The sequence below is a fragment of the Parasphingorhabdus sp. genome (assembly GCF_059726685.1).
The window spans coordinates 3,134,201-3,158,655 of the sequence record NZ_AP041068.1; the positions used below are offsets into that span (position 1 = coordinate 3,134,201).

The window sequence follows — 24,455 nt, forward strand, 5'->3', positions numbered from 1 at the left end:
TCATGTCGTCACTATCGCTATCGTGCCGGCAGCCTTTCAGCCACCGGCAGAATAGATGCAATCAGCAATCCCCGATTACTTAATCTGGGGAAGCGTCTCAAACTGGTGGAACGGCGGCGGGCTGGACAATGTCCATTCCAGCGTCGTTGCACCTTCACCCCAGTAATTCGCCTCAGCCTTACGACCAGCAACCAGAGCCCAGGCGATATTGACAAAGAAAATCAACACGCCAACGGCCATGACCACATATCCAAGGGACGCAATCTCGTTCCAATAGGCAAACTGTTCCGGATAGTCCGGATAGCGCCGTGGCATGCTCTGGTTACCCAGGAAGTGCATGGGGAAGAACAGGATGTTCACGCCGATGAAGAAGGTCCAGAAATGCAATTGACCGAGCAGCTCACTATAATGGCGGCCCGACATTTTCGGGAACCAGTAATAGAAGCCGGCAAAGATCGAGAAGACGGCACCCAGCGACAACACATAGTGGAAGTGAGCAACCACATAATAGGTGTCATGCAAGTTGTCATCGATACCACCATTGGCCAGCACAACACCGGTCACACCACCAACGGTGAACATGAAGATGAAGCCCAGCGCCCAGACCATAGGGGTTTTGAAGGTCATTGACCCGCCCCACATAGTCGCAATCCAGGAGAAAATCTTGATGCCGGTTGGCACCGCGATCACCATGGTTGCTGCGGTAAAGTACATTTTTACGTTAACCGACATGCCCGTGGTGAACATGTGGTGCGCCCAAACAACAAACCCGACGACGCCAATCGCGACCATGGCGTAGGCCATGCCGAGATAGCCAAAGATAGGCTTGCGCGAGAAGGTCGAGATAATGTGGCTGATCATGCCGAAACCGGGCAGGATCATGATGTAAACTTCGGGATGCCCGAAGAACCAGAACAGATGCTGGTAAAGCACCGGATCACCACCGCCCGCGGCATCAAAGAAGGTTGTACCAAAGTTACGATCTGTCAGCAGCATCGTAATAGCGGCAGCGAGCACAGGCAGTGCTAGAAGCAGCAAGAAAGCTGTTACCAGAACCGACCATACAAATAGCGGCATTTTGTGCAGGGTCATTCCTGGCGCCCGCATGTTCAAGATGGTTGTGATAAAGTTGATCGCACCCAGGATGGAGCTCGCACCTGCAAGGTGAAGCGACAATATTGCCATGTCCACAGCAGGCCCTACCGACCCGGTCGTGGCTAGCGGCGCATAAACTGTCCAGCCAGTGCCGGCACCATTACCGGTTCCCCCAGGAACAAAAGCCGATCCCAAAAGAAGCAGGAATGCAGGAACAAGTAGCCAGAAGCTAATATTGTTCATCCGCGGAAACGCCATATCCGGCGCGCCGATCATCAAAGGAACGAACCAGTTGCCGAAGCCGCCAATCATTGCCGGCATAACCATGAAAAAGACCATGATCAGACCATGTGCAGTGATAAGCACATTCCAGAGGTGAAGCGCTTCATCCATGGATGCACCGGCACCAACCCAGCCTGTCAGGTACTGAATACCTGGCTCAGCCAGTTCCATCCGCATCATACCGGAAATCGCGCCACCGATGATACCCGCGATAATAGCGAAAATCAGGTAAAGCGTACCGATGTCTTTGTGGTTGGTCGACATGAACCAACGTTGAAAAAAGGCTGGCTTGTGGTCCGCATCATGTGCGTGATCATCCAAAATCTGGCCGTCTGCTGCAATAGTTGTCATCGCTTGCGTATCCCTTAATTCGCAGCGGCGGCTGCATCCGCAGGCGCGCCTTCTGTTGTCGTGTCATCAGATGCGGTTTCTTCAGCCGCGCCATCTTCACTCTCGTCGGCGGCGACTTCGTCCCCTTTTACAGTTCCACCATTTGCGCGCACCCAGTCGTTAAACTTGTCTTCCGGCAAAACCTCGACAGCGATTGGCATGAAGCCATGCCGCGCGCCGCAAAGCTCAGAACATTGCCCGTAATAAACGCCAACTTCATCGATTTGCAGAACTTTTTCGTTAATCCGCCCCGGAACGGCATCCAGCTTGAACCATGCCGCTGGTATCGCGAAGCTGTGGATAACGTCGGCACCGGTAATCAGCATTTTCACAGGCTTTCCAACCGGAATAACCATCCGGTTATCAACCGCGAGCTGGAATGGCTCGCCGCGCTCGTTTGCTTCCTCTTCGGTCAGCATGTTGGAAATAATTTCGAAGTCACCGTTGTCAGGGTAATTGTAACCCCAATACCACTGATAACCCGTCACTTTCACGGTCAAAGCGTCTTCCGGTGCAGGTTCAAATTGCTGAGCCAGCAGGCTGATGGAAGGAACAGCGATAACCAGCAGAATCAAGACCGGAACAACCGTCCAGACAACTTCGATAAAGGTATTATGCGTTGTTTTCGAAGGCTCCGGATTGGCTCCGCGACGAAAACGGATCATGACCCAAAAAAGCAATGCGAGCACAAACAGACAGATAACAGTCATGATTGGTAATAATATGGAGTTGTTTATCCATTTGGCTTGTTTGCCAGTTTCACTGACCTGTGGCTGAAAATCGAGACCGCCATCGACCGGCATACCCACACCTTCGGTGGGTTTCATTGGCGTGTAGAGAGCGGGATCAAGTCCTGAAGCTGGTGCCGCTTCGGCTGCAGGAGCCTCTGCATCAACACTCGCCTCAGAAGGTGCTGCCTCAGCTCCTGGAGCCGCCGGCAAGGCATCTTGCGCGGTTGCAACCGCGGGCGTGAGAATCAGGCCCAATGCCAGAATCCATGCTTTCACATAATGAGTCATTACTTGCTCAACCTTATTTTTACCCCAATTTTCGGGCGTTTTCAGCATATGGGCTCACCAGATATTCTGGTAAATATGCCCATTTGGGCAATCGGCCATTGAACCTGAAACATCCCGTTTGACGCGGCTTATAAGCAGGGTTGTCGCAAGCCTCAAGCTACTCTACGCATATTTTTTCAGTTTTTGGCCTTTCATTAGAACCAAGATGAAGCCATTTCTGAAATACAACAGCAAACAGGGCAGAATAAAATCGTGACTGAAACCGAAATATTGGATGAATTCCGCGCCAGTGATGCGCTTTTGGAAGGGCACTTCATATTGTCATCCGGTCGGCACAGCGCCCAATATCTGCAATGTGCACGGGTATTGATGGACCCTGCCCGAGGCGCGAGATTGGCCGAAGCATTGGTTGGCCAGATGCCAGCTGATATCCGATCCGCTATCGATATTGTGGTCTCACCGGCAATGGGCGGCGTCATAGTCGGTCATGAAATGGGCAGAGCGCTGGGCAAAGAGGCGATCTTTCTGGAACGCCCCGAAGGCACATTTGAACTGCGCCGGGGTTTCCGTCTGGAGCCGGGTCAAAAAGTGCTGATGATGGAGGATGTCGTAACAACAGGCCTATCATCGCGAGAGGCAATAAAGGCTATTGGCGATGCAGGCGGCGACGTTATCGCAGCAGGAGCATTGGTCGACCGCTCAAACGGTGCAGCCAGTTTTGATGTTCCATTCTTTCCGCTGATCGCTCTTGAAGTGCCATCCTACGCGGATGATGAAGTACCGGCAGAACTCGCCGCCATCCCGACCACCAAACCGGGTAGCCGCAAAGAATGAACGCGGCGTCGAAATTGAGACTAGGCGTCAATATTGACCATGTTGCCACCATTCGCAATGCGCGCGGAGGTGACCATCCTGAACCCATTCGCGCTGCGGCAATAGCTGCAGAGGCTGGCGCTGATGGCATTACCGCGCACTTGCGGGAAGATCGGCGGCACATCCGTGATGACGACCTCTTGGAATTGATGGATACATTGTCCATTCCGTTGAACCTTGAGATGGCGGCAACAGACGAAATGCTGGAGATCGCGCTTCGGCATAAGCCGCATGCCGCCTGCATCGTTCCCGAAAAACGGGAAGAACGCACGACTGAGGGCGGCCTGGATGCCGCCAGCCAGCACAACCGGCTATCAGATTTTGTCGGACAACTGCGGGAAGCCAATATCCGGGTCAGCCTGTTTATCGAGCCCGACCCGCGCCAGATCGAAGCCGCCATTCATCTCGGTGCGCCAGTGGTCGAATTTCACACCGGTCATTATGCGCATGTCAGCGGCGCGGATCGGGAAAAGGAATTGCGGCGGATTAGTGATGCCGCAGCGCTGGCCACAAAAAACGGTATCGAGCCTCATGCCGGCCACGGCCTGACCTTTGATAATGTCGTGCCGATCGCCGCTATTCCGCAGCTGGCCGAACTCAACATAGGCCATTTCCTGATCGGCGAGGCGATTTTCGGTGGATTGGCGGGAAGCATAAAGCAAATGCGCGCACTGATGGATGACGCACGATGACGGTCAGATCATGATCATAGGATTGGGTTCGGACCTCTGCAATATAGAGCGCATTCAAAATTCGCTGGACCGCTTTGGTGAGCGCTTTGAAAAACGGGTTTTCACGGAGATCGAAAGAGCCAAAGCCGCACGCCGGCCCTACACAATGGCCGGAACCTATGCGAAGCGTTTCGCTGCCAAGGAAGCCTATTCCAAAGCCGTTGGAACGGGTTTCAAGGCAGGCGTCTATATGAAAGACATCGGCGTCATTAACGCCAAAAGCGGGGCACCGACATTAGCGCTAACCGGCGGCGCGAAGAAACGGCTCGACGCGCTGACTCCAGCGGGATATGATGCGGTCGTTCATCTCACACTCACTGACGATCATCCATGGGCACAAGCATTCGTCATTATCGAAGCGATGCCTTCGCGTTAGACGGTGAGCCGGTTGGATATGGGTCGGCATGACAATAGAAGAAGAAAACAGGATATGGCTTTAGAAAAGGTGGATGAACCGACAATCAAGGCGGATGATTCCAAAAAAGAGAAAACCGACTGGATCGGTGAGGCCAAAAGCATCGGTCTATTGCTGCTCGCGGTTTTAGCTTTTCATAGTCTGGTAGCAAAGCCCTTTTACATTCCGTCTGTCTCCATGATGCCCGGCCTATTGGTTGGGGATCGCCTGATTGTCAGCAAATATGCCTATGGCTGGTCATGGGTGTCGCCGACATTCCATATATTACCACGTATGGAAGGACGGCTTTTCGGCTCTTTGCCGGAACGGGGTGACATCGTGATCCTGACCCCGAAGGATCAGAGCAGCGACTATATCAAAAGGGTGATCGGCCTCCCTGGCGACATGCTGGAGATGCGCGGCGGCCAGGTTTTCCTGAACGGAGTTGCGGTCAAACAAGAAGTTCAGCCAGACCTGAACCTGCCAATTGATGCCAATTCCCCTTGCGGTTCCGAATTTCCCGGCCTGCGCAATACAGACGCCGCCGGCAACAGTGTCTGCACGCTTCCGATCCTCCGCGAGACCCTGCCCAATGGCGTAAGCTATGATATTATCGATCTGGGGCCGCAACTCACTGATGATATTGATCCTGTCATCATCCCGGAAGGCCATGTTTACCTGATGGGAGATAACCGGGATCTGTCTGCGGACAGCCGGGTTGCGAGCCCGCTTGGCCTTAATGGCACTATCCCTTGGGAAAATATTGGCGGCCGCGCCGAATTTATTACCTTTTCGCTGGATGGTACAACCAGCCTCAACCCGTTGAGCTGGTTTACATCTTTCCGCAGCGGAAGAGCGGGCTCAAGTTTGCGGCCCGACCGCGATGAAAGCACTGCCGAATAAGGCTGTCAGTTCTACAGTCGTAGCCCCAGAGTTTCATCCAGACCTGCCATGATGTTCAAGTCCTGAACGGTGCTACCGGCTGCGCCTTTGCCAAGATTGTCGAGCTTTGCCACCAAACGGACATGATCGCCGCTATCATCTGCAAAAACACTAAGTTCGAGCCGATCCGTCGCAGGATCATTCTCGTTCAGCAATAGTTCGCCAGTGCCGCTGCCATCATGCACGCTGACAATTGCTGAGCCATCATAGTGATTTTTCAACGCCTCCAGCAGATCACCCGATTTCGCGCCGCCGCCGATGGCAGCCAAGTTCAGCGGAACTTCAACAATCATACCGCGATAGGCCCGCACCACGGCCGGTGCAAAGATCACATCATGAGTGAGACCGGCATGCCGTTTCATCTCCGGCATATGCTTATGCTCAAGGGTCAGGCCATAGCTGCGGAAACCGATATCCGGCTCTTGCGCAAACCGCTCGATCAACGCCTTGCCACCGCCAGAATAACCAGACACGGCATTAACGGAATAGGGCCAGTCCGCTGGTAACAGGCCGCGAGCAACAAGCGGCGCGACAAGACCAAGGAAACCGGTAGGGTAGCAGCCGGGATTTGAGACGAACCGCGCATTCGCGATCCGCTCACGCTGTCCCTCCTGAAACTCCGCAAATCCATAGACCCAATCGGCTGCCGTACGATGGGCTGACGAAGCGTCTATGATCCGCGTACGGTCATTGTCGATCAGTGATACAGCTTCCTTGGCAGCCTCATCAGGCAGGCACAGGATTACAAAATCACTATTGTTAATGGCTTCACGCCGGGCGGCCGTGTCTTTGCGCCGATCCTCTGGCAGCCGCACAAGATTAAATTCCTGCCGTGACCCCAGCCGGTCGGCAATTTCAAGGCCGGTGGTTCCGGCCGCACCATCGATGAAAACACTGTGTGTCATGGCCGCTGATCACCCAAGACGCTTGCGCGCCAGAACCGGCTGCTCAACATCGTCACCAAAACGCGCAACCACATCATTTAAAGGCTCTTCAGCAACCTGCATCCAGTGGATATTCGCATGAATGATCCGGTCACTATCAGCCATTATTCCGACATGATCAGGAAAAAATACAATGTCCCCGCGCTTTAACTCTTCATCTGCCGGAATTTCCGATCCGATGGCCAGCAGCTGCTGGTCCGCATCTCTCGGTGCCGATTGTCCCGTTAACCCCAGCACCATCTGGATCAGACCTGAACAATCAAGACCGTCACCGCTGCGACCACCCCATAGATATGGCGCGCCAATTAGCTGTTCCGCAAATCGTGCCGTGCTGTTCATACCGTCGAAAACCTGTTTGGCTCCGATCTCCTGAACATGGCGAACATGGACATAGCCTTTGCCGGTTTTCAGAAACTTGCCGCACTCACTTGGGTCTCCGCAGGCGAGTTTGGCACCCATTGGCAGGCGCTTGATAACTCCCGCTTTGACATCGGGATCGATAAATATCAACGCCGCCCGGGCTGAAATCAAATGAGTCGGTTCAGCGGTCTTGCGTTGATGTTGCAAAGCATGGACCGGTAGATAGCCGACATAGCCATCATGATCACAAAAGCCCCAGGCCCAATCGCCGACCACATCCAACAGTTGAAAATCTTCGCCATGCAGCAGCTCAGAAACGGCTTCATGGCTTTTGTTGCCCTGTTTGCGGATCATCGCCTTGGGCGCAGCGCAGCGCATCGGTATGGCCTCTGCATAGTGCGGCGCAAATAATTTGCCTGCCAGAGCGATATCCGCCAGATCCCCGCGATGCGCGGTAATCCGCGGATCGAAATCTTCTTCGGGACCGTGCAGCGAAAATTTCGCGCGCGCCGTCATGTCTCCGGCTTTCATGTCCCCGACAATATTCATTTTTATTCAATACCCCATTTACGGCTTTTGCCGCAACTACGCGACGCCCACAGTTTGTGACAAAGCTGTGACAATAGGCCGCCCTTAACCGAGAAACGGCCCGTTGATCAAGCGGCGATGCACCGTGGTTATTTAGCGTAACGTGCCTTCAGGTAGTTCCAGCTCGCCCGCAGACCCAATGCCTCCCCGCCTTTTGGTCGGCCCGCCTTACTGGAAGGTCGCCATGCATAGGTATCAAAATGAGCCCACGAAATATCGCCCGGGACGAATTTTTTCAGGAACAGCGCAGCCGTAATGCACCCCGCAAAAGACCCCGTGGCGACATTGTTCGTATCGGCAATAGGGCTTTTGAGACGATATTCATAACGGGACCAAAGAGGCATGCGCCATAGCGGATCATCTTCCTGATCACCACTGTCGAGCAGGCCAGCGGCCATTTCGTCATCATTACAAAACAAAGCTGGCAAATCGGGACCCAAAGCGACGCGCGCTGCGCCAGTGAGTGTCGCAAAATCAATGATAAGCTCGGGCTCTTCTTCCCCTGCCAGCGTCAACGCATCACCCAATACCAGGCGCCCTTCGGCATCGGTATTACCAATTTCTACCGTTATTCCCTTGCGACTATGGAGCACATCGCCGGGACGTAGCGCATGACCATCGACCGAATTTTCCACCGCCGGTACCAGCAGGTGAAGCTGTACCGGCAATTTTGCTTCCATGATCAGCTTTGCCAAAGCAATGGCATGAGCCGCACCGCCCATGTCCTTTTTCATGATGAGCATACCGGCAGGCGACTTCATTGACAGCCCTCCGCTGTCAAAGGTTACGCCCTTGCCGACTATGGCGATCTTGGGTGCATCCGCCTTGCCCCATTTCAGTTCAATCAGGCGCGGGGCATGATCCCGCATGGCCGCCTTGCCAACGCCGTGGATCATCGGAAAGTCCTTTTCCAGGGTATCTCCACGCGTGACTTTCAATTCTGCGCCATGCGCTTCGCTCAATTTTTCAACAATGTCCTCAAGCTTGTTTGGCCCCATGTCAGCTGCTGGTGTATTGACCATATCGCGGACCAGAGCGGTGGCCGCCGCTTGACGGACTGCTTCGTCGACTTGCGCAATTTCGTCCTTGACCAGCAAGACACTGGGCCCCTGACGATCCGGTAGCTCTTTATACTCGTCAAATTCATGCTGCGGGATCAGCCAGCCGAACAAAGCGTCTTTGGCGCTGGCACCGGCCAGCCGATATTTGCCCTCCGGCAACCTGCCGCCAAGTTTAGCAAGCGCCCATGGGTCCAGCTTTTTGCGATTGCGGACGCCGGCCACGACGGTGAAATCACCTTGTTCGGATTTGTCGTCTTTGTCCGTTGCCCCGGTAATCGGAAGGATTAGATAGGACTTCGGATTGGCAGTAAATTTATAGGCCTTTACTATGCTGCGAATACTATCCGGCTGGCCTTTGAGCCAATCTTCAAAAACATGTTTATCCAGTATCTGGATGGTTCTGGCGGCTTGGCCTTTGTCGGCCTCTATCAATGTCTTAAAGTCAATCATCGCGTCCCTATAGACGCACAATTGTCGGAACGCGAGTGCCTAATCAGGCAGCGACAGGTTGCGAGTTCAAAGGCTCTGCCTTTCCAGCTTCGCTGGTCGCTCCCAACGACATGCTTCCGGCTTTGGCAAAAACCATCACGCCGTCATCCACCGTCTTGTAGCGCAGATTGACTATATCCTTCGCGTAATTCTGGTTCAGTCGCCAAGGCTTCTTCTGACCCTGCTTTGGCAAGTCGGCAGCGGCGCGTTCTATATAACCCGATGAGAAATCCACAATTGTTTCGGGGATCAGTTTTTCTCCATCGGCCGGATGGGGATAGGCTATCTGCGCGCCTTTACGGTCCATGGTGTTTATCACCCGGCAAATATACTCGCTGGTCAGATCTGCCTTCAATGTCCAGCTGGCATTGGTGTAGCCAAAGGTCATCCCGAGATTCGGCACATCAGAGAACATCACGCCTTTATAATTGAAACGCGAACCAAAATGGACCGGCTCGCCATCAATCTCAAACTGGGCATGGCCGCCGGAGACCAGCTTGAGACCAGTGGCTGTGACGATGATATCTGCTTCCAGCTTCTCGCCGGATTTCAGCAATATGCCGTCTTCGACAAAACGCTCGATATGATCGGTGACGACAGACGCCTTGCCCGACTTGAGCGATTGGAAAAGATCGCTATCCGGCACCAGACAGAGCCGCTGATCCCAGGGGTTATAAGTTGGCGTAAAATGCTTCATGTCCACGCCCTGCCCCATTTCCTCGCGGACCATTTCAAGCAGTTTCTTTTTAAAGCCAACTGGCTGACGGCGCGCCAGATTGAAGGTGAAGAGTTGATAGAGAACGTTACGCCAGCGGGTGATGCCATAAGCCAATTTATTCGGCAGGAATTTGCGAAGCGCCAGCGCGAATTTATCCTCTGCGGGGCGGGACACAATATAGGTCGGGGAACGCTGAAGCATTGTGACATGCCCCGCGGTTTCCGCCATCGATGGAACCAGCGTAACCGCCGTCGCACCGCTGCCGATCACCACAACTTTCTTGCCCGTATAGTCCAGATCTTCCGGCCATTCCTGAGGATGGACAATCGGTCCTGCAAAATCGCTATAGCCTTTGAAATCCGGCTTATGCCCGCCTTCATAGCTATAGTAACCGGAGCACATGAAAAGGAAGTTGCACTCTATCTGACTCGTCGATCCGTCGCCATGCGTCAGGCTGACGGTCCATCTTGCCGTTTCACTTGACCAGCTTGCGTTAGTGACCTTGCGCTCATAGCGAATATGCTTTTCGAGACCATGTTCATCCACCGTCTCGTGCAGATAATCGAGGATAGTCGGCGCATCGGCAATTGCCTTGCGCGCCGTCCAGGGTTTGAAATTATAACCCAAGGTGTACATGTCGCTGTCCGAACGAATACCGGGATAGCGGAACAGGTCCCATGTCCCGCCCAGACGCTCTCGCCCTTCGACAATGGCGAAACTCTTGCCAGGGCATCTTTTGGTCAGGTGGACAGCGGCGCCGATACCGGACAGGCCCGCACCAACAATCAGAACGTCGAGAAATTTATTTTCCATATAACCTATTTACTTACATTAATGTTAATTACAAGGATGGATATGGAAACTGCATTTACTCCGCCGCTTCGAGCGCAGGCTGAGAATCCTCAACTGTCTGGCTGTTCGGCCCGTAGAACTGGATGACACCATCATCCACAGCTTCGTTGAGCAGAACCTTCTTATCAAACAAATAATCCTGATTGAGCTTCCACGGCATTTTCGTACTGTTGCGCGGCAGTTCATTGATGGAGCGCTGTATATAGCCGGAAGAAAAGTCAAACAGCTCTTCCTCTTCAACCGTCTCTGACAGCACCGGATTTGCAATCCGTGTACTTGTTGCGTCCATATGGTTGAGCAGGCGGCAGGTATATTCCGAGACAATATCGGCCTTCAATGTCCATGATGCGTTCAGATAGCCAAAGACAATGGCCATGTTGGGAATGTCAGAGAACATGCAGCCTTTATAATAGAAATGATCGTGAAAGTTGATCGGCTTGCCATCCACTTCAAACGCAACCTTACCGGCGACGGCCAGCTTCAAACCGGTGGCCGTAACAATCACATCCGCATCCAGTGTTTCACCAGATTTCAGCTTGATACCGTCAGCGGTGACCGTTTCGATATGCCCCGTCTTGACGTCTGCTGCGCCGGAACTGATCGCCTTGAACATATCGCTATCGGGAACGAGGCACAGGCGCTGCTCCCAGGGACCATAAGGAGGCGTGTAATCTTCCTTGTTATATTTATCGCCCAGTTCTTTCTTGAGTGGTTTTTCAAGCTTCTTGATGATTTTCTGAGGCTTTTTCCGGGCCATGTTAAAGGTCAGGTCCTGCATCCACACGTTTTTCCTGCGGATGATATTATACGCCCATTGGTCGGGCATTATCTTGCGCAGGAAATTGGCGAGATGATCTTTGGCATTCCGGGCAAAATACCATGTTGGTGTCCGTTGGAGCATCGTCACATGGGCGGCTTTTTCAGCCATGACCGGAACAATGGTCACTGCCGTCGCACCACTGCCAATGATAACCACCTTTTTGCCGCTATAATCAAAATCCTTGGGCCAGAATTGCGGATGCACCACATCGCCCTTGAAATTGTCTATGCCGGTGATCTGCGCATCATAGCCTTGATCATAATCATAATAGCCGGAACCCATGTACAGGAAATTGGCATGCATAATCGCGTGACTACCGTCTGACTTTTCAGCCGTTACTGTCCAGCGCGCATCTTCACTCGACCAACTGGCAGACAGGACTTTGTGACCAAAGTGGATATGTTTTTCCAGATCATGCTTGGCCTTGATCCGGTGAAGATAGTTCATGATCGAGGGACCATCGGCAATGGCTTTCTGCTCGGTCCAAGGTTCAAAATTGAAACCCAACGTGTGCATGTCGCTATCCGAGCGAATGCCGGGATACTGGAATAAGTTCCATGTTCCGCCGATTTCGTCCCGGCGCTCAACCAAAGCGAAGCTCTTGCCCGGACATTTGTCACGCAGGTGCACGGCCATGCCGATACCCGAAATGCCTGCCCCGACAATCAGGACGTCCACTGATTCTACAGGTGCTTTTGAAGCGCCGCCGCTTTTTTCCAACGTTTGCGTTGCCATTTGCCGTCTCTCCCAGCTTTACCTCACTATGCCATTCCCGCGACAAGGTTGCAAATAACAATTTAATCAGCTGATTAACGCTTTAATTCTAAGGCTTATCACTGAAAAACAGCTATTTTTCACCTGCAACATCGTTAATCTGCGAAAGCGCCGTGAATGCTTTCTGGCATCGGGTATCTATACTGCTCGACTAAACATCCCGCTGGTTTGACCTCGAAATTCATCAAATACCGCCGCAATGCTCCGGGCATAGGGCCTGGCCGAAGCATCAAGCTTCAGTTTTTGGCCGACAATTTCGACAAGCCCGCGATTTATGAAAGATGTAAGCATGGCCGCATAGCTCTGCGCATCGCCAAGCGGCGAAAGATCCGCTTCGCCATTGGCCAATATCTGCTCAATGATCGCACCATGGATTTGATTATCATGGCTTCGCCTTATCCCGGCACTCGCTGGCAGCTGGCCATTCGCAAGTGAATTCCGATAGCGCCCCGTATTTTTCTGGTTCTGAATAATACGGTCCGGAAATTCGCTGATCGCCGAGGCACCCAGTCCGATCAATATGTTGCTCTGATCATCGGTGAAACCTTGAAAGTTACGGCGAACCATAGCGTCTGTCCCGGCCCGCCCTAAAGGATCATCGGGGAGCGCAAAATGATCGAAACCGATGGACTGATAACCCGCCTTAGTCAGAAAATCATAACCGAATGCAGCCATGTCAAAACGCTGTCTGCCGTCTGGCAAGCATGTATCATCAATCCGGCGCTGACGCGGGATGAGCGTGGGTATATGGGCATATCCAAATAGAGCAATCCGTTCGGGCAACAGGCGAACAGTCTGCTGTAAAGTCTCTGCCAGAATGGCTTCAGTTTGCCCGGGCAGACCGTACATCAAGTCGAAATTCAGCGACGAAACCTCCGCGGCACGAAGGTCTGTGACCATGTCCACCACCATATCCAGCGGCTGCACACGGCCAATGGCGGCCTGCACAGCAGGATCAAAACTCTGCACGCCCAAGCTGACGTTTCGGATCTCCGTCGCATGGATCAGATCACGCCATTCTGACGTAAAGCCTCTTGGGTCCAGTTCGATCGATAATATCGGCTGATCGCATCGGAAGGCAGTCGACAGGCGGCCCAGCAATTTGGAAAAATCATCAGCACATAAAGCATTGGGACTGCCGCCGCCAAAGGCGATGCGGGTCACGCGGCCACGTTTGCCAAGTTTACGTGACACCAAGTCAATTTCTGAAAATAGTGCGTCCATGTAAGCAGCTAACCGCTGGGTACGGTTGGCTTTTCCGGTGTTACAGCCGCAATACCAGCATATCTGTTCACAATAAGGGATATGGACATATAGCGAGATATCGTCACATAGCCGGACGTCCGCCAAGGCCTGCTCCAGATCATCCGCACCAATTTCATCGTGAAAGTCGGCAGCGGTCGGATAGCTCGTATAGCGCGGGACCGGGCGTTCGAGCAGTTCGGGGTAATATTTCCACATAAGCCTGACTTATGCGTGCAAAAACCAGCTGTCTTTGCGCTAGATCAAACCGCGCTGTACCAGGCAGTTCCATCTTTCATGTCATGCGTTGCTCTGCCGGTATATTCCAGATGGCGGAGCGTCGCCATCGCCTCGCCTGTCGCCATACCGATCACATCATTGCCAATCGGGCGGGAAAATAGCAGCGGAAAACTATCCACCACGCGCATCGGTTCCCGGGCCAATGCATCGGCAAGGTCATCCAACGCCTCATTATGCCGCAATGCCAGCGTGTCGAGCCGCTGATGCGCGCCTTTGAACGGACGGCCATGCGCAGGCAGGACCAGAAGATTGGGATCAATTTCGGCACGAAACCGGTCTATGCTGTCCAGCCACTCGCCGAGGGGATCGGCCGTCGGTTCGCTAAGCATTACCGAGATGTTGGATGTAATTCGCGGCAATATCTGGTCACCGGAAATCATGACATGACTGGCATCATCGATCAGGCAGGCATGTTCCGGTGTATGGCCGCGCCCAATCATTACCCGCCAATCATTGGCACCGATAGTCAGGCTATCCCCTTCATCCATGCGGATATGTCCGGTTGGCAAACGCGAAACGGCCCGGGCAAATCGTCCCCATCCGCCTTCGCATTTTTCCTTGATGAGCGCCTCGTCCCATCCTGCAAACCGCCATTCATCAATTGCTTCTTGCGGTACATCTTCGCTGACATCAGCGGTCAGCATCCGCGCCAACAGCCATTCGGTACGGTTCATATGAACGGGAGCCTTGAACCGGTTGGCGAGCCAGCCCGCACAGCCGACATGGTCCGGGTGAAAATGGGTGACAACAATCTTGGTGGCCGTCTTGCCATTGAGGCCGGTTTTAAAAAGCGTTTTCCAGGCTTCGATGACCGCAGGCATGAACAGACCGGTATCGACAATTGCAAAGCCCGGACTTCCATCCGGGTGCACGTCATCCAGCACCCAATTGTTTATATGCCCAAGCGGCCCGGGAACCGGTGTGCGGGTCCAGCCGATGCCGGGCATCAATTCAAAATATTCGCCATATTTCGGTTCGAACGCGCCTAGCGGATAGGTGAGTCCTTCCGCTTCTATGGGTTCAAAGCCATGATCGGCCAGCGTTGCATCATAAGCGGGAGATTTTGTGGGGACATCCATGACAAGATCATAGACCGGCCGAGCGCACAGGCGCAACCGGATTTAATTGACCGGTTAAGCTGTTCTGCCGTTTAACATTCACGCGACGGTGCTCCGCACTTGATGCGGAGCCTAGAGTAGATCGTAAGAGCAGCCATCCTAGGCTCCGCATCAAGTGCGGAGCACAAAGTTGAAGCTAACCGAAAAACTAGCTTTCCTTGCTATCTTTAAACAGCGTTTCTGCCGTTAAATCTTCTGAAGCAATTTCTTCTTCACCGGATTCAGCGGCCAATGCAGCTTCGGCGTCACGCTCTGCCTGTGCCCGCTCTTCATGCAATTCGGCGATAAGCGCTTCTTTGTCGCCGCCCAGCTTCTTGTCTTCGGGTACTTCCGGTTCAATGCCAGCTTTCTTAGCGGCTTTGGCGACCACTGCGTCCAATTCACGCTGCGAACAAAGGCCCAGCGTAACCGGATCTTTAGGTACAATATTGGCAATGTTCCAGTGCTCACGGTCGCGGATCGCGTTGATGGTAGTGCGCGTCGTGCCGATCAGTTTACCAACCTGTGCGTCGGAAATTTCCGGATGATTGCGGAGCAGCCATGCAATGCCGTCGGGTTTATCCTGACGCTTGGACACTGGCGTATAACGTGGACCTTTGGTCCGGCGTACCTGCTCAGGCCCTTTTTGAAGCTTCATCCGATATTCGGGATCAGCTTCGGCTTTCGCAATTTCCTCATTGGTCAACTCATGCGCCTGTACAGGATCGCGTCCGGTATATTTGGAACCGGCGAGATCGTCGGCCATCGCATTCACTTCGAGAATGTGAATACCGCAGAATTCAGCAATTTGCTCAAAGCTTAATCCGGTATTGTCAACCAGCCAGCTTGCAGTTGCATGCGGCATAAGCGGAGTTGGGTTATCTTGGGCCACGGCGGCGTCCTTTATAAAAAATAAGGGCCGCCCCTTTCGGGAGCGGCCTGTTGTTGAGCCCTATGTAGGGGATATCGAAAGAGTCGGCAAGATATTTGGTTTAGCCATGCATTTTTAGCTGGCCAAGGCTCAAGCTCTGGCCAAAATGGCCTTGGCAATGAAACGGCGTGACAGGCGAACCGTCTGCTCTGGTTCGATTTGTGCCAGGCCTGCAAGAAACTGTCGCGCGCTTGCCGTCCAGTTAAAATGCGCGGCGCGCTTCAAACAGTCTTCCGATCGCAAATGCTGTGCATCGGCAATGGCCCTATCAAGGCTTTCGGCCATTACGCCACTTTTTTCGGTCAGTATATCGACCGGCCCTGTGACAGGAAAGGCCGCGACCGGCGTACCACATGCCAGCGCCTCTATGAGAACCAGTCCGAATGTGTCCGTTTTACTCGGGAACACAAAAACATCGGCTCCGGCATAACAACCGGCAAGCTCCCGCCCCGATTTCCGGCCCAGAAAATGTGCGTCGGGGTAACGCTCTCGCAAATCATCCAGCGCAGGGCCATCGCCAACAACTACCCGGCTGCCCGGCTGATCTGTTTGCAAAAAAGCCTCGATATTCTTTTCAACGGCAACACGGCCGACATAGAGCTGGATCGGGCGCGGTAGATCATCGAATATTTTCGGAGCAGGCGCATCTGGTGAGAAATTGCCCAGATCGACACCACGGCTCCAATGATGCACTTGCGGCAAACGTTCTTTCACCAATTGCTGTCTGACGCTTTCAGTCGACACCATTATTGCCTGTGAAGCGCCATGAAACCAACGAATATACGGCCAGAAAACACGCGATGGCAAATGCGTGCGCTTGGCCAGATATTCGGGAAACTGTGTATGATAGGCGGTTGTGAACGGACGTTTGTTCCGCCGGCACCAGCGCCGCGCGGAAAGGCATAAGGGTCCCTCTGTAGCCAAGTGTACGGCGTCAGCCTCAAAAGCTGCAATCCGCCGACCAACGCTTCGCGCGCGGGTCATTGCCAGACGGATTTCCGGATAGCTGGGGGCAGCGACTGAACGATACTGGTCAGGCGAGATCACCAGCACCTCGTGCCCCCATTGGCGCAATATGCCGATAACCGTATCCAATGTACGAACAACTCCATTAACCTGAGGATGCCAGGCATCGGTTACCAGCGCGATTTTCATGCCGCCTGCTCCAGATTGCCCTTCACAGTTTTCAGATTCATCGGTTGGCTGCGCCTTGCCTCACGCGCCTTAATCTCGTCAGCCCAGTGGAGAATCTCCATGGTCCCGTCATCGCACTCAACCAGAGCCGTGCAACCCTCCACCCAGTCGCCATCGTTATAATATTCAATGCCTTTGATCTCGCGCATCTCGGCAGTGTGAATGTGGCCGCAAACCACACCATCAACACCGCGATTGCCAGCAGCTTTGGCGACCAGCTCTTCAAAGCGTCCGATAAATTCAACCGCGTTTTTGACCTTGTGCTTGGCCACTTTGGACAGCGACCAATAAGGCAGACCCATGCGCCGGCGGAACTTGTTGACGAGCCAGTTGAGCCGCATCAATGTCGTGTAGGCGGCGTCACCGACAAAGGCGAGCCAGCGATGTGCCAGCATTACCGTATCAAATTCATCACCATGCATGACCAAAAGCCGGCGACCATCGGCAGTTTCATGAATAGCATGCCGCCGGATTTCCACGCCGCCGAAATTCAGGCCGGTGAACTGCCGGAACATTTCATCATGGTTGCCGGGTATATAGACAATCCGAGTGTCCCGCTTGGCGCGTTTCAATATCCGCCAGATGATATCATTATGCCCATCCGGCCAGTAAAATTTCTTCTTCAGCCGCCAACCGTCGATGATATCCCCAACCAGGTAAAGCGTATTGCTGTCGACATGGTCCAGAAAATCGATCAGCATATCGGCGTTGCAACCTCGGGTGCCAAGGTGAATGTCGGAAATCCAGATGGTTCGATATCGTGTCCGGTCCGCCGGGTTGACCCGTGGTTGCCGGGTCAGTCGCGCCTCATAGCGGTCTGCTTCCAGCAACGGGATATCAGATGAAGAAATCGGCGGAAATTGTTTGGCCATCATCGCACTCCTATGGAAGCTATCCATAGAGCCAGCCTATAACCTGCCAATATGACAGGATGATTCCCGTTTTGTGACCTTTTGTTTACAGAAACTGGCCGATTTTTACTCTAATGCCCCAGATAGTGACGCAATCGATCCTGCAAATGCGGCACGGCCTGACTGCTGTCCAGAAAGTCTGTAACCGCCATGAGATGCCAGTGCTGCCCTTCATCACCGAAGACAATGGCATCCACCTGGCTGGAAGAGAGTTGACCGGCAAAAAAGAGAGCTCTTCGGCTGTTTCCACCCCGCCAGTTCTCGTAATTCTGGACATAGTCAAGCGCGGCAATATCGACCATTATGCCGAATTCTTCAAAGGTTTCCCGGACAATACACTCTGCGCCGCTTTCCCCGTTTTCGCGGCCGCCTCCGGGCAAATCCCACATATCCGGAAAGGGAATATCGGGATTGTCATCTCGGCGATAGACGAGCAGTTTATCATCGACAAACAGCGCCGCCTTTGCGCCGTGAAAGTCGATATTCTCGTCCATCCGTTATTCCACTTTCAAAATAATTTTCCCGATATGATCGCCGGCTTCCATATGTGCATGTGCCTTGGCGGCATCGGCAAGCGCGAATGTTTCATCCATTACCGGCTTCAACTTACCCGCCTCAATATCCGGCCAGACATAACGGTAAAGTTCATCGGCCAACAGCGCCTTGCGATCAGCCGATTGCGGGCGCAATGTTGATCCGGTCAGGGTCAATCGCTTCATCATGACCTGCGCCATGTTCAAGGTGGCTGTCATGCCGCCCTGTACGGCGATTGTGACATGCCGGCCGTCTTCCTTCAGACAGTTGAGGTTACGCGGGACATAGTCACCGGCAACCATATCAAGAACCACTTCCACGCCCTGTCCGCCGGTGATCTTCTTGATTTCTTCCACAAAATCCTGGCTTTTATAATTGATGGCGTGGTCCGCACCGATGGTCTTTGCGGCTGTGCATTTCTGATCGGAACCACAAGTAACAATCACATTCAACCCAAACAGTTTACCCAGCATGATCGCCATAGTACCGATCCCGCTGGTGCCTCCGTGGACCAATACTGTTTCATCTTCCCGCGCAAAGCCACGGTTGAACAGATTGCTCCACACAGTGAACAATGTTTCCGGCAAGGCCGCCGCCTCTTCCATGGTCAGGCTGTCCGGAACGGGAAGGCACTGTCCCACAGGAGCCACACAGAATTCTGCATAGCCGCCGCCATTGGTCAAAGCGCATATCTTGCGCCCCATCCACTCCGGCTCCACGCCCTGGCCCAGTGCAACAACGACACCGGATACTTCCAGACCCGGCAGCGGAGATGCGCCTGGAGGAGCCGGATAGAGCCCCATACGCTGAACCACATCTGGGCGGTTCACACCGGCCGCCGCAACTTTGATCAAAACTTCGCCAGCGGCAGGCTGTGGAACGGCCATTGTTTCCGGCTTCAAAACATCCGGCCCGCCTGGTTCACTGATCGCTACCGCTATCATTTCCGTCTGCAAAACTTCTGATACTGTCATGGCTGCCCCAAATCTCCCCAAAAACGCGTAAATGGCAGGCGCTTTTTCTCTGATGACCTTATTGACAGCAAAGCCGTGCGGGTCAACATTGCCGAGGCAAATGGCCGAAAAAGATGGGATATTTTCATATGAATGATGACGATGATCTGCCGCGCAGCGCAAATGATCCACTCAGCCTGCTGATAAAACAGGACCTGGACCCATTTTCTGTGGATGAGCTTGAGAAGCGGATATCTACGCTGAAAACAGAAATAAGCCGCTGTGAAGCCAAGAAAAGCTTTGCCGTGTCACATCGTGCGAGTGCCGACAGCCTGTTTAAAAAAACGTAAATTCCGGTTCCTGGTAAGGATTTGTTAACCCTATATCTTAATATTCAGATTTAATTTGATCCGGCTTGAACCGTTTAGGAGAAGAGATCAGGAAATACGCTCTACCTTGGCTACATGCTTGCCATTCTCAGGATATGCCCTTGATGTTTTTTGGGTTGCGCATAGATTAAGAAGGAAGCCAAAAGGTTAAGGTCAGGGCAACACCGGACCGCATAGGCTTTCAGCTAACGGGACATTCCATTGTCCCTTCTAGGAGTATATATATGCCTTCATTCGCAGAATCACTGGAAAAGACCCTACATCAGGCGCTGAAAAATGCTGCTGATCGGTCTCATGAATATGCGACACTGGAACATCTGCTGCTGGCATTGATTGACGATGGTGATGCCTCGCAAGTGATGAACGCATGCGGAGTGGATCTGGGCGAGCTTGAAGACGCGGTGGTTCTGTATCTCGACAGCGAACTGGATTCCCTGAAGGTGGAAAAATCCATCGACCCCTCTCCGACATCCGGTTTCCAGCGGGTTGTCCAGCGTGCAATCCTGCATGTGCAGTCGTCCGGCAAAGATGAAGTGACCGGCGCGAACGTGCTTGTCGCATTGTTCTCTGAACGAGAGAGCTATGCCGTTTATTTCCTCCAGCAACAGGATATGAGCCGGTTGGATGCTGTCAGCTTTATCAGCCACGGCGTTGGCAAGGGCGGACAATCGATTGATCCGGCCGAACTGTCCGGCAGCGAAGAGAGTGACGAGAAAAAAGAGGCGAAAAACAAAAAAGAAACCGCGCTTGACCAGTTTACCGTCAATTTGAACCAGAAAGCCAAGGATGGCCGGATTGATCCGCTTATCGGACGCCAGGCCGAGGTTGATCGTACCGTGCAAATTCTTTGCCGCCGGTCCAAGAACAACCCGCTTTATGTCGGCGAACCCGGCGTCGGTAAAACCGCCATCGCAGAGGGTTTGGCCCTGCGGATCGTCGAGGAAAGCGTTCCCGACGTATTGAAGCCTGCGATTATCTATTCTCTTGATATGGGTTCACTGCTGGCCGGAACACGCTATCGCGGCGATTTTGAAGAACGGCTGAAACAGGTCGTCGCCGAGCTCGAAAAAATGCCGGACGCGATCCTGTTCATTGACGAAATTCACACGGTGATTGGCGCTGGTGCGACCAGTGGCGGCGCGATGGATGCATCCAACCTGCTGAAGCCAGCTTTGTCCGGCGGCATCATCCGCTGCATCGGATCAACCACCTACAAGGAATTCCGCAACCATTTTGAAAAGGACCGCGCCTTGCTGCGCCGGTTCCAGAAAATTGATGTTAACGAACCCAGCGTTGAGGATACGATCAAGATTCTCGCTGGCCTGCGCGGTGCCTTTGAAGAGCATCACAAGGTACGCTATGCGCCTGATGCCCTGAAGTCCGCAGTAGAACTCTCAACCCGTTACATCAACGACCGCAAATTGCCAGACAAGGCTATTGATGTGATCGATGAAGTTGGCGCGATGCAAATGCTGTTGCCGCCTTCGCGTCGTAAAAAGATGATCACGACCCGGGATATTGAAGCGGTTATCGCGACCATGGCGCGCATTCCGCCCAAATCCGTATCGAAAGATGACAAGAAGACGCTGGAAAATCTCGACAAGGATCTCAAGCGTGTTGTCTTTGGGCAGAATGCGGCAATTGAAAAGCTTTCGAGCGCAATCAAACTGTCTCGTGCCGGCCTGCGTGAACCGAACAAGCCAATCGGCAATTATCTGTTCTCCGGACCTACTGGCGTTGGCAAGACCGAGGTTGCCCGGCAGTTGTCTTCGATCATGGGCATTCCGCTCAAGCGTTTTGACATGTCCGAATATATGGAGCGCCACAGTGTCTCTCGCCTGATCGGTGCGCCTCCGGGCTATGTCGGCTATGACCAAGGAGGTCTGCTGACCGATGCTGTCGATCAGAACCCGCATTGTGTGTTGCTGCTCGACGAGATTGAAAAAGCACACCCCGATCTGTTCAACATCCTGCTTCAGGTCATGGACAACGGCAAGCTGACCGACCATCATGGCAAGACTGTTGATTTCCGGAATGTCATTCTCATCATGACCACCAATGCCGGTGCGTCAGACATGGCAAAAGAAGGCATCGGCTTTGGCAATGTGTCCAAGGAAGATGCTGGCGATGAAGCGGTGAAGAAAATGTTCACCCCTGAGTTCCGCAACCGCCTGGATGCGATTGTGCCCTTTGCTTATCTGCCGCCAGAAGTCGTGGCGCGGGTCGTCGAGAAATTCATCCTTGAACTGGAACTGCAGCTGGCAGATCAGAATGTTCATATCACTCTCGATGATGATGCCCAGAAATGGCTCACCGAACGCGGCTATGACAAACTCTATGGCGCGCGCCCAATGGGCCGCCTCATTCAAGAGAAGATCAAGCAGCCACTGGCCGAAGAATTGCTGTTCGGCAAATTGGTCAATGGCGGCGAGGTCAAGGTGCATCTGAAGGACAACGAGCTGACCTTTGAGGTCACGCCATCTGCGCCCTCAGCAAAGAAAAAGAAGAAACCGGCGCCTAAGAAAAAGACGCCGACCAAGAACAAGTAATTACACTGAAAAGCAGGCTCACCGTCTGCTGCCCAAAAACAAAAAGCGGCGTGACTGGTCTCACGCCGCTTTTTTTGTGCGCGCGTGATTAGAAAGCTCAAATTTGCTATATTCGGGTTGAGGAGAGAGAAAATGAGTTATTTTCAAGGATTCATCATTCCGGTTCCCGAAGCCAATAAGGGAGCTTATTTAAAAATGGCGCAAGAGTCCGTGCCACTTTTTACCGATTATGGGGCCCGGCGGATTGTCGAATGCTGGGGATCCGACGTTCCGCGAGGCGAACTTACCGATATGTACGGAGCGGTAGACGCCGAAAAGGGTGAGAATATTGTCTTCTCATGGATAGATTGGGGGACAAAGGAAGATTATTATAAGGCTCATCAGGACATGAAGAGTGATGAACGGATGGAAGGGCCCTCAGAAATGCCGTTTGATGGCATGCGGATGATCTATTCAGGCTTTGAAACAGTTGGTGAACGGGGGACCAGCGGCCCGGCAGGCTATGTACAGGGTTATGTCGCCCCTGTCCCTAAAGAGAAACGCCAAGCCTTTGCCGATATGTGCGAGACGATGCGCGGTCTGGCAATTGACAATGGAGCCTTGCGCGCTGCCGATGGCTGGGCAGCGGGGATACAAAACGGCGAGGTTACCGATTTCAAGCGCGCGGTTCAGGCAAAGGCCGGCGAAGCTATCGCTTTCGGTTATGCGGAATGGCCGTCTAAAGAGGCGTTTGAGACCGGTGCAGAAAAAATGCGTGAAGACAAACGGATGCCTGCTCCGGGCGCAGAGATGCCAATGGATGGGAAACGTTTAATCTATGGTGGATTTGAGATCCTTCTCGACACTGACAGTCAATAAAGGAAAAATAATTGGACCCTCCTGACAATATGCTGTCAGGAGGGCTATGGCATAGCGAACTTGTCCCCAACAACGAAGAGGAGCAAGTTAATGACCAAAGCGAAAAATAACCGTCTTGTCTGGACCGAGATTCCCGTCACAAATCTGGAAAGAGCTAGCAGCTTTTATGAAACGCTGCTGGAGGCCCCGCTCACAAAGAATGAAGCGGGCCCGCAACCGATCATGATGCTGCCCTATGAAGGCGAAAACGCCTCATCTGGCCATCTGTACGAAGGAAAGCCGGCAACCGAAGGCGATGGAATCACTGCACATCTCGCGGTCGATGGCTATCTTGATGATGCAATGGAGCGCGTGAAAAAAGGCGGCGGCGAGGTCGTATCGGATGTCATTCTGATCCCGGCCGGTTCCTTCTTCTATGCCAAGGATACCGAGGGCAATTCGCTCGGTATTTTCAAAAACTAGATATGCGCAGAGCCGACCGCCTCTTCCAGATTGTGCAATATCTGCGCGGCGGTCGGCTTGTCACCGCGGCCATGCTGGCCGAGCGATTGGAAGTGTCCGAGCGCACCATCTATCGCGACATTGCCGATTTACAGTCCACTGGTGTCCCTATCGATGGCGAAGCCGGTATCGGCTATATTATGCGCAGCGGCTTTGATCTGCCGCCGTTGATGTTCACGCGCGAGGAAATTGTCGCTCTTGTCACTGGCGCCCGTATGGTGCGCGCCTGGGGCGGCACCGCGATGAGAACAGCGGCAGAAGAGTCGTTGGTGAAGATCGAAACGGTATTGCCGGAAAAGGAACGCGACCAGGTCGGTGGCACCAAGATATTCGCTCCCGAAATGGGTATCGGCGAGCAAACCAGAGATGTGATTGATCTGTGTGAAGCCGCCATTGATGCCCGCGATATCCTATCCTTCGACTATCGTGATGAGGAAGGCGCAGCGACCAGCCGGAATGTTCAACCACTGGGCCTGTGGTTCTGGGGAAAGACATGGACATTGGTGGCCTGGTGCGAATTGCGCGACGATTTTCGCATGTTCCGCCTCGACCGCATGGAAAGACTGGGCAAGACCGGAAAGACCTTCACGCCCGCACCGGAACGCTCGCTGGCTGAAATTCTTCGTCAGATCGAAGGAAAATATGGAAAGCAATAGCGTCGGCG

23 protein-coding genes are annotated in these 24,455 nt (G+C 53.3%); 9 read left to right on the forward strand and 14 right to left on the reverse strand.

What is annotated here, in order from left to right; all coding sequences use genetic code 11:
* Nucleotides 1–75: 75 nt before the first annotated feature.
* Nucleotides 76–1,728, reverse strand: a complete 1,653-nt coding sequence (gene ctaD / locus AC6I9Z_RS15445) for a cytochrome c oxidase subunit I (RefSeq protein WP_109356315.1) — start codon at nt 1,726–1,728, stop codon at nt 76–78.
* 14 nt (nt 1,729–1,742) lie between these two features.
* Nucleotides 1,743–2,786 (reverse strand): cytochrome c oxidase subunit II, encoded by a 1,044-nt coding sequence (gene coxB / locus AC6I9Z_RS15450; RefSeq protein ID WP_461456950.1) that lies wholly within the window; start codon nt 2,784–2,786, stop codon nt 1,743–1,745.
* Between the two features lie 252 nt (nt 2,787–3,038).
* On the opposite strand from coxB, the gene pyrE reads away from it, so the two are divergent.
* The 4 genes from pyrE to lepB are packed head-to-tail and all read left to right on the forward strand — an operon-like array spanning nt 3,039 to nt 5,687.
* Nucleotides 3,039–3,620: an orotate phosphoribosyltransferase gene (gene pyrE / locus AC6I9Z_RS15455; RefSeq protein WP_461456782.1), complete on the forward strand. Its 582-nt coding sequence runs from the start codon at nt 3,039–3,041 to the stop codon at nt 3,618–3,620.
* The gene (locus tag AC6I9Z_RS15460; protein WP_461456784.1) at nt 3,617–4,351 is read left to right on the forward strand and encodes a pyridoxine 5'-phosphate synthase; all 735 of its coding nucleotides are present in this window, start codon (nt 3,617–3,619) and stop codon (nt 4,349–4,351) included. Before pyrE ends, AC6I9Z_RS15460 begins: the two co-directional genes overlap by 4 nt.
* A 10-nt stretch (nt 4,352–4,361) precedes the next feature.
* Nucleotides 4,362–4,766 carry a holo-ACP synthase gene (gene acpS, locus AC6I9Z_RS15465; protein ID WP_461456952.1) on the forward strand — a complete coding sequence of 135 codons (405 nt, stop codon included), beginning with the start codon at nt 4,362–4,364 and terminating at the stop codon, nt 4,764–4,766.
* Between the two features lie 54 nt (nt 4,767–4,820).
* Nucleotides 4,821–5,687: a signal peptidase I gene (gene lepB / locus AC6I9Z_RS15470; protein ID WP_461456786.1), complete on the forward strand. Its 867-nt coding sequence runs from the start codon at nt 4,821–4,823 to the stop codon at nt 5,685–5,687.
* Between the two features lie 11 nt (nt 5,688–5,698).
* Here the strand turns inward: lepB and argC are convergent, their stop codons facing one another.
* The 12 genes from argC to AC6I9Z_RS15530 all read right to left on the reverse strand — a co-directional run bounded on the left by argC (nt 5,699) and on the right by AC6I9Z_RS15530 (nt 19,515).
* On the reverse strand, nt 5,699–6,631 hold the full coding sequence (gene argC, locus AC6I9Z_RS15475; RefSeq protein ID WP_461456788.1) for an N-acetyl-gamma-glutamyl-phosphate reductase: 933 nt from the start codon (nt 6,629–6,631) through the stop codon (nt 5,699–5,701).
* 9 nt (nt 6,632–6,640) lie between these two features.
* Nucleotides 6,641–7,579: a C40 family peptidase gene (locus AC6I9Z_RS15480; protein ID WP_461456790.1), complete on the reverse strand. Its 939-nt coding sequence runs from the start codon at nt 7,577–7,579 to the stop codon at nt 6,641–6,643.
* Nucleotides 7,580–7,707: 128 nt separating this feature from the next.
* Nucleotides 7,708–9,129 carry a leucyl aminopeptidase family protein gene (locus tag AC6I9Z_RS15485; RefSeq protein WP_461456792.1) on the reverse strand — a complete coding sequence of 474 codons (1,422 nt, stop codon included), beginning with the start codon at nt 9,127–9,129 and terminating at the stop codon, nt 7,708–7,710.
* A gap of 43 nt (nt 9,130–9,172) precedes the next feature.
* Nucleotides 9,173–10,699: a flavin-containing monooxygenase gene (locus AC6I9Z_RS15490; RefSeq protein ID WP_461456794.1), complete on the reverse strand. Its 1,527-nt coding sequence runs from the start codon at nt 10,697–10,699 to the stop codon at nt 9,173–9,175.
* Nucleotides 10,700–10,754: 55 nt separating this feature from the next.
* Complete coding sequence (locus AC6I9Z_RS15495; protein ID WP_461456796.1) at nt 10,755–12,293, reverse strand: flavin-containing monooxygenase; 1,539 nt, start codon at nt 12,291–12,293, stop codon at nt 10,755–10,757.
* Between the two features lie 177 nt (nt 12,294–12,470).
* Entirely contained in the window at nt 12,471–13,793 is a 1,323-nt protein-coding gene (gene hemN / locus AC6I9Z_RS15500) for an oxygen-independent coproporphyrinogen III oxidase (protein WP_461456798.1), read from the reverse strand.
* Nucleotides 13,794–13,837: 44 nt separating this feature from the next.
* On the reverse strand, nt 13,838–14,953 hold the full coding sequence (locus AC6I9Z_RS15505; protein ID WP_461456800.1) for an MBL fold metallo-hydrolase: 1,116 nt from the start codon (nt 14,951–14,953) through the stop codon (nt 13,838–13,840).
* 187 nt (nt 14,954–15,140) lie between these two features.
* Entirely contained in the window at nt 15,141–15,836 is a 696-nt protein-coding gene (locus AC6I9Z_RS15510) for a DUF1013 domain-containing protein (protein ID WP_461456954.1), read from the reverse strand.
* A 156-nt stretch (nt 15,837–15,992) separates the two neighbouring features.
* Nucleotides 15,993–17,057: a glycosyltransferase family 4 protein gene (locus tag AC6I9Z_RS15515; protein ID WP_461456801.1), complete on the reverse strand. Its 1,065-nt coding sequence runs from the start codon at nt 17,055–17,057 to the stop codon at nt 15,993–15,995.
* Nucleotides 17,054–17,971 (reverse strand): UDP-2,3-diacylglucosamine diphosphatase, encoded by a 918-nt coding sequence (locus AC6I9Z_RS15520; protein ID WP_497811032.1) that lies wholly within the window; start codon nt 17,969–17,971, stop codon nt 17,054–17,056. Before AC6I9Z_RS15520 ends, AC6I9Z_RS15515 begins: the two co-directional genes overlap by 4 nt.
* 107 nt (nt 17,972–18,078) lie before the next feature.
* The gene (locus AC6I9Z_RS15525; protein ID WP_461456805.1) at nt 18,079–18,501 is read right to left on the reverse strand and encodes an NUDIX hydrolase; all 423 of its coding nucleotides are present in this window, start codon (nt 18,499–18,501) and stop codon (nt 18,079–18,081) included.
* Between the two features lie 3 nt (nt 18,502–18,504).
* Nucleotides 18,505–19,515, reverse strand: coding sequence for an NAD(P)H-quinone oxidoreductase (locus AC6I9Z_RS15530; RefSeq protein WP_461456807.1), 1,011 nt, complete (start codon nt 19,513–19,515; stop codon nt 18,505–18,507).
* A 128-nt stretch (nt 19,516–19,643) separates the two neighbouring features.
* On the opposite strand from AC6I9Z_RS15530, the gene AC6I9Z_RS15535 reads away from it, so the two are divergent.
* The 5 genes from AC6I9Z_RS15535 (at nt 19,644) to AC6I9Z_RS15555 (ending at nt 24,447) form a co-directional block, all read left to right on the forward strand.
* Nucleotides 19,644–19,844: a DUF1192 domain-containing protein gene (locus tag AC6I9Z_RS15535; protein ID WP_109357605.1), complete on the forward strand. Its 201-nt coding sequence runs from the start codon at nt 19,644–19,646 to the stop codon at nt 19,842–19,844.
* A gap of 263 nt (nt 19,845–20,107) precedes the next feature.
* Nucleotides 20,108–22,432: an ATP-dependent Clp protease ATP-binding subunit ClpA gene (gene clpA, locus AC6I9Z_RS15540; protein WP_461456809.1), complete on the forward strand. Its 2,325-nt coding sequence runs from the start codon at nt 20,108–20,110 to the stop codon at nt 22,430–22,432.
* 132 nt (nt 22,433–22,564) lie between these two features.
* The gene (locus AC6I9Z_RS15545) at nt 22,565–23,290 is read left to right on the forward strand and encodes a DUF1428 domain-containing protein (RefSeq protein ID WP_461456811.1); all 726 of its coding nucleotides are present in this window, start codon (nt 22,565–22,567) and stop codon (nt 23,288–23,290) included.
* Nucleotides 23,291–23,380: 90 nt separating this feature from the next.
* Nucleotides 23,381–23,752, forward strand: coding sequence for a VOC family protein (locus tag AC6I9Z_RS15550; protein ID WP_461456813.1), 372 nt, complete (start codon nt 23,381–23,383; stop codon nt 23,750–23,752).
* Between the two features lie 2 nt (nt 23,753–23,754).
* Nucleotides 23,755–24,447 (forward strand): helix-turn-helix transcriptional regulator, encoded by a 693-nt coding sequence (locus AC6I9Z_RS15555; protein ID WP_109356295.1) that lies wholly within the window; start codon nt 23,755–23,757, stop codon nt 24,445–24,447.
* The last annotated feature ends 8 nt before the right edge of the window (nt 24,448–24,455 follow it).

Bases quoted from the DNA above. Each gene is read 5' to 3' on its own strand.
- ctaD (WP_109356315.1), bottom strand. From the start codon at position 1,728: ATGACAACTATTGCAGCAGACGGCCAGATTTTGGATGATCACGCACAT.
- coxB (WP_461456950.1), bottom strand. From the start codon at position 2,786: ATGACTCATTATGTGAAAGCATGGATTCTGGCATTGGGCCTGATTCTC.
- AC6I9Z_RS15460 (WP_461456784.1), top strand. From the start codon at position 3,617: ATGAACGCGGCGTCGAAATTGAGACTAGGCGTCAATATTGACCATGTT.
- acpS (WP_461456952.1), top strand. From the start codon at position 4,362: ATGATCATAGGATTGGGTTCGGACCTCTGCAATATAGAGCGCATTCAA.
- lepB (WP_461456786.1), top strand. From the start codon at position 4,821: ATGGCTTTAGAAAAGGTGGATGAACCGACAATCAAGGCGGATGATTCC.
- argC (WP_461456788.1), bottom strand. From the start codon at position 6,631: ATGACACACAGTGTTTTCATCGATGGTGCGGCCGGAACCACCGGCCTT.
- AC6I9Z_RS15480 (WP_461456790.1), bottom strand. From the start codon at position 7,579: ATGAATATTGTCGGGGACATGAAAGCCGGAGACATGACGGCGCGCGCG.
- AC6I9Z_RS15485 (WP_461456792.1), bottom strand. From the start codon at position 9,129: ATGATTGACTTTAAGACATTGATAGAGGCCGACAAAGGCCAAGCCGCC.
- AC6I9Z_RS15490 (WP_461456794.1), bottom strand. From the start codon at position 10,699: ATGGAAAATAAATTTCTCGACGTTCTGATTGTTGGTGCGGGCCTGTCC.
- AC6I9Z_RS15495 (WP_461456796.1), bottom strand. From the start codon at position 12,293: ATGGCAACGCAAACGTTGGAAAAAAGCGGCGGCGCTTCAAAAGCACCT.
- hemN (WP_461456798.1), bottom strand. From the start codon at position 13,793: ATGTGGAAATATTACCCCGAACTGCTCGAACGCCCGGTCCCGCGCTAT.
- AC6I9Z_RS15505 (WP_461456800.1), bottom strand. From the start codon at position 14,953: ATGGATGTCCCCACAAAATCTCCCGCTTATGATGCAACGCTGGCCGAT.
- AC6I9Z_RS15510 (WP_461456954.1), bottom strand. From the start codon at position 15,836: ATGCCGCATGCAACTGCAAGCTGGCTGGTTGACAATACCGGATTAAGC.
- AC6I9Z_RS15515 (WP_461456801.1), bottom strand. From the start codon at position 17,057: ATGAAAATCGCGCTGGTAACCGATGCCTGGCATCCTCAGGTTAATGGA.
- AC6I9Z_RS15520 (WP_497811032.1), bottom strand. From the start codon at position 17,971: ATGATGGCCAAACAATTTCCGCCGATTTCTTCATCTGATATCCCGTTG.
- AC6I9Z_RS15525 (WP_461456805.1), bottom strand. From the start codon at position 18,501: ATGGACGAGAATATCGACTTTCACGGCGCAAAGGCGGCGCTGTTTGTC.
- AC6I9Z_RS15530 (WP_461456807.1), bottom strand. From the start codon at position 19,515: ATGACAGTATCAGAAGTTTTGCAGACGGAAATGATAGCGGTAGCGATC.
- AC6I9Z_RS15535 (WP_109357605.1), top strand. From the start codon at position 19,644: ATGAATGATGACGATGATCTGCCGCGCAGCGCAAATGATCCACTCAGC.
- clpA (WP_461456809.1), top strand. From the start codon at position 20,108: ATGCCTTCATTCGCAGAATCACTGGAAAAGACCCTACATCAGGCGCTG.
- AC6I9Z_RS15545 (WP_461456811.1), top strand. From the start codon at position 22,565: ATGAGTTATTTTCAAGGATTCATCATTCCGGTTCCCGAAGCCAATAAG.
- AC6I9Z_RS15550 (WP_461456813.1), top strand. From the start codon at position 23,381: ATGACCAAAGCGAAAAATAACCGTCTTGTCTGGACCGAGATTCCCGTC.
- AC6I9Z_RS15555 (WP_109356295.1), top strand. From the start codon at position 23,755: ATGCGCAGAGCCGACCGCCTCTTCCAGATTGTGCAATATCTGCGCGGC.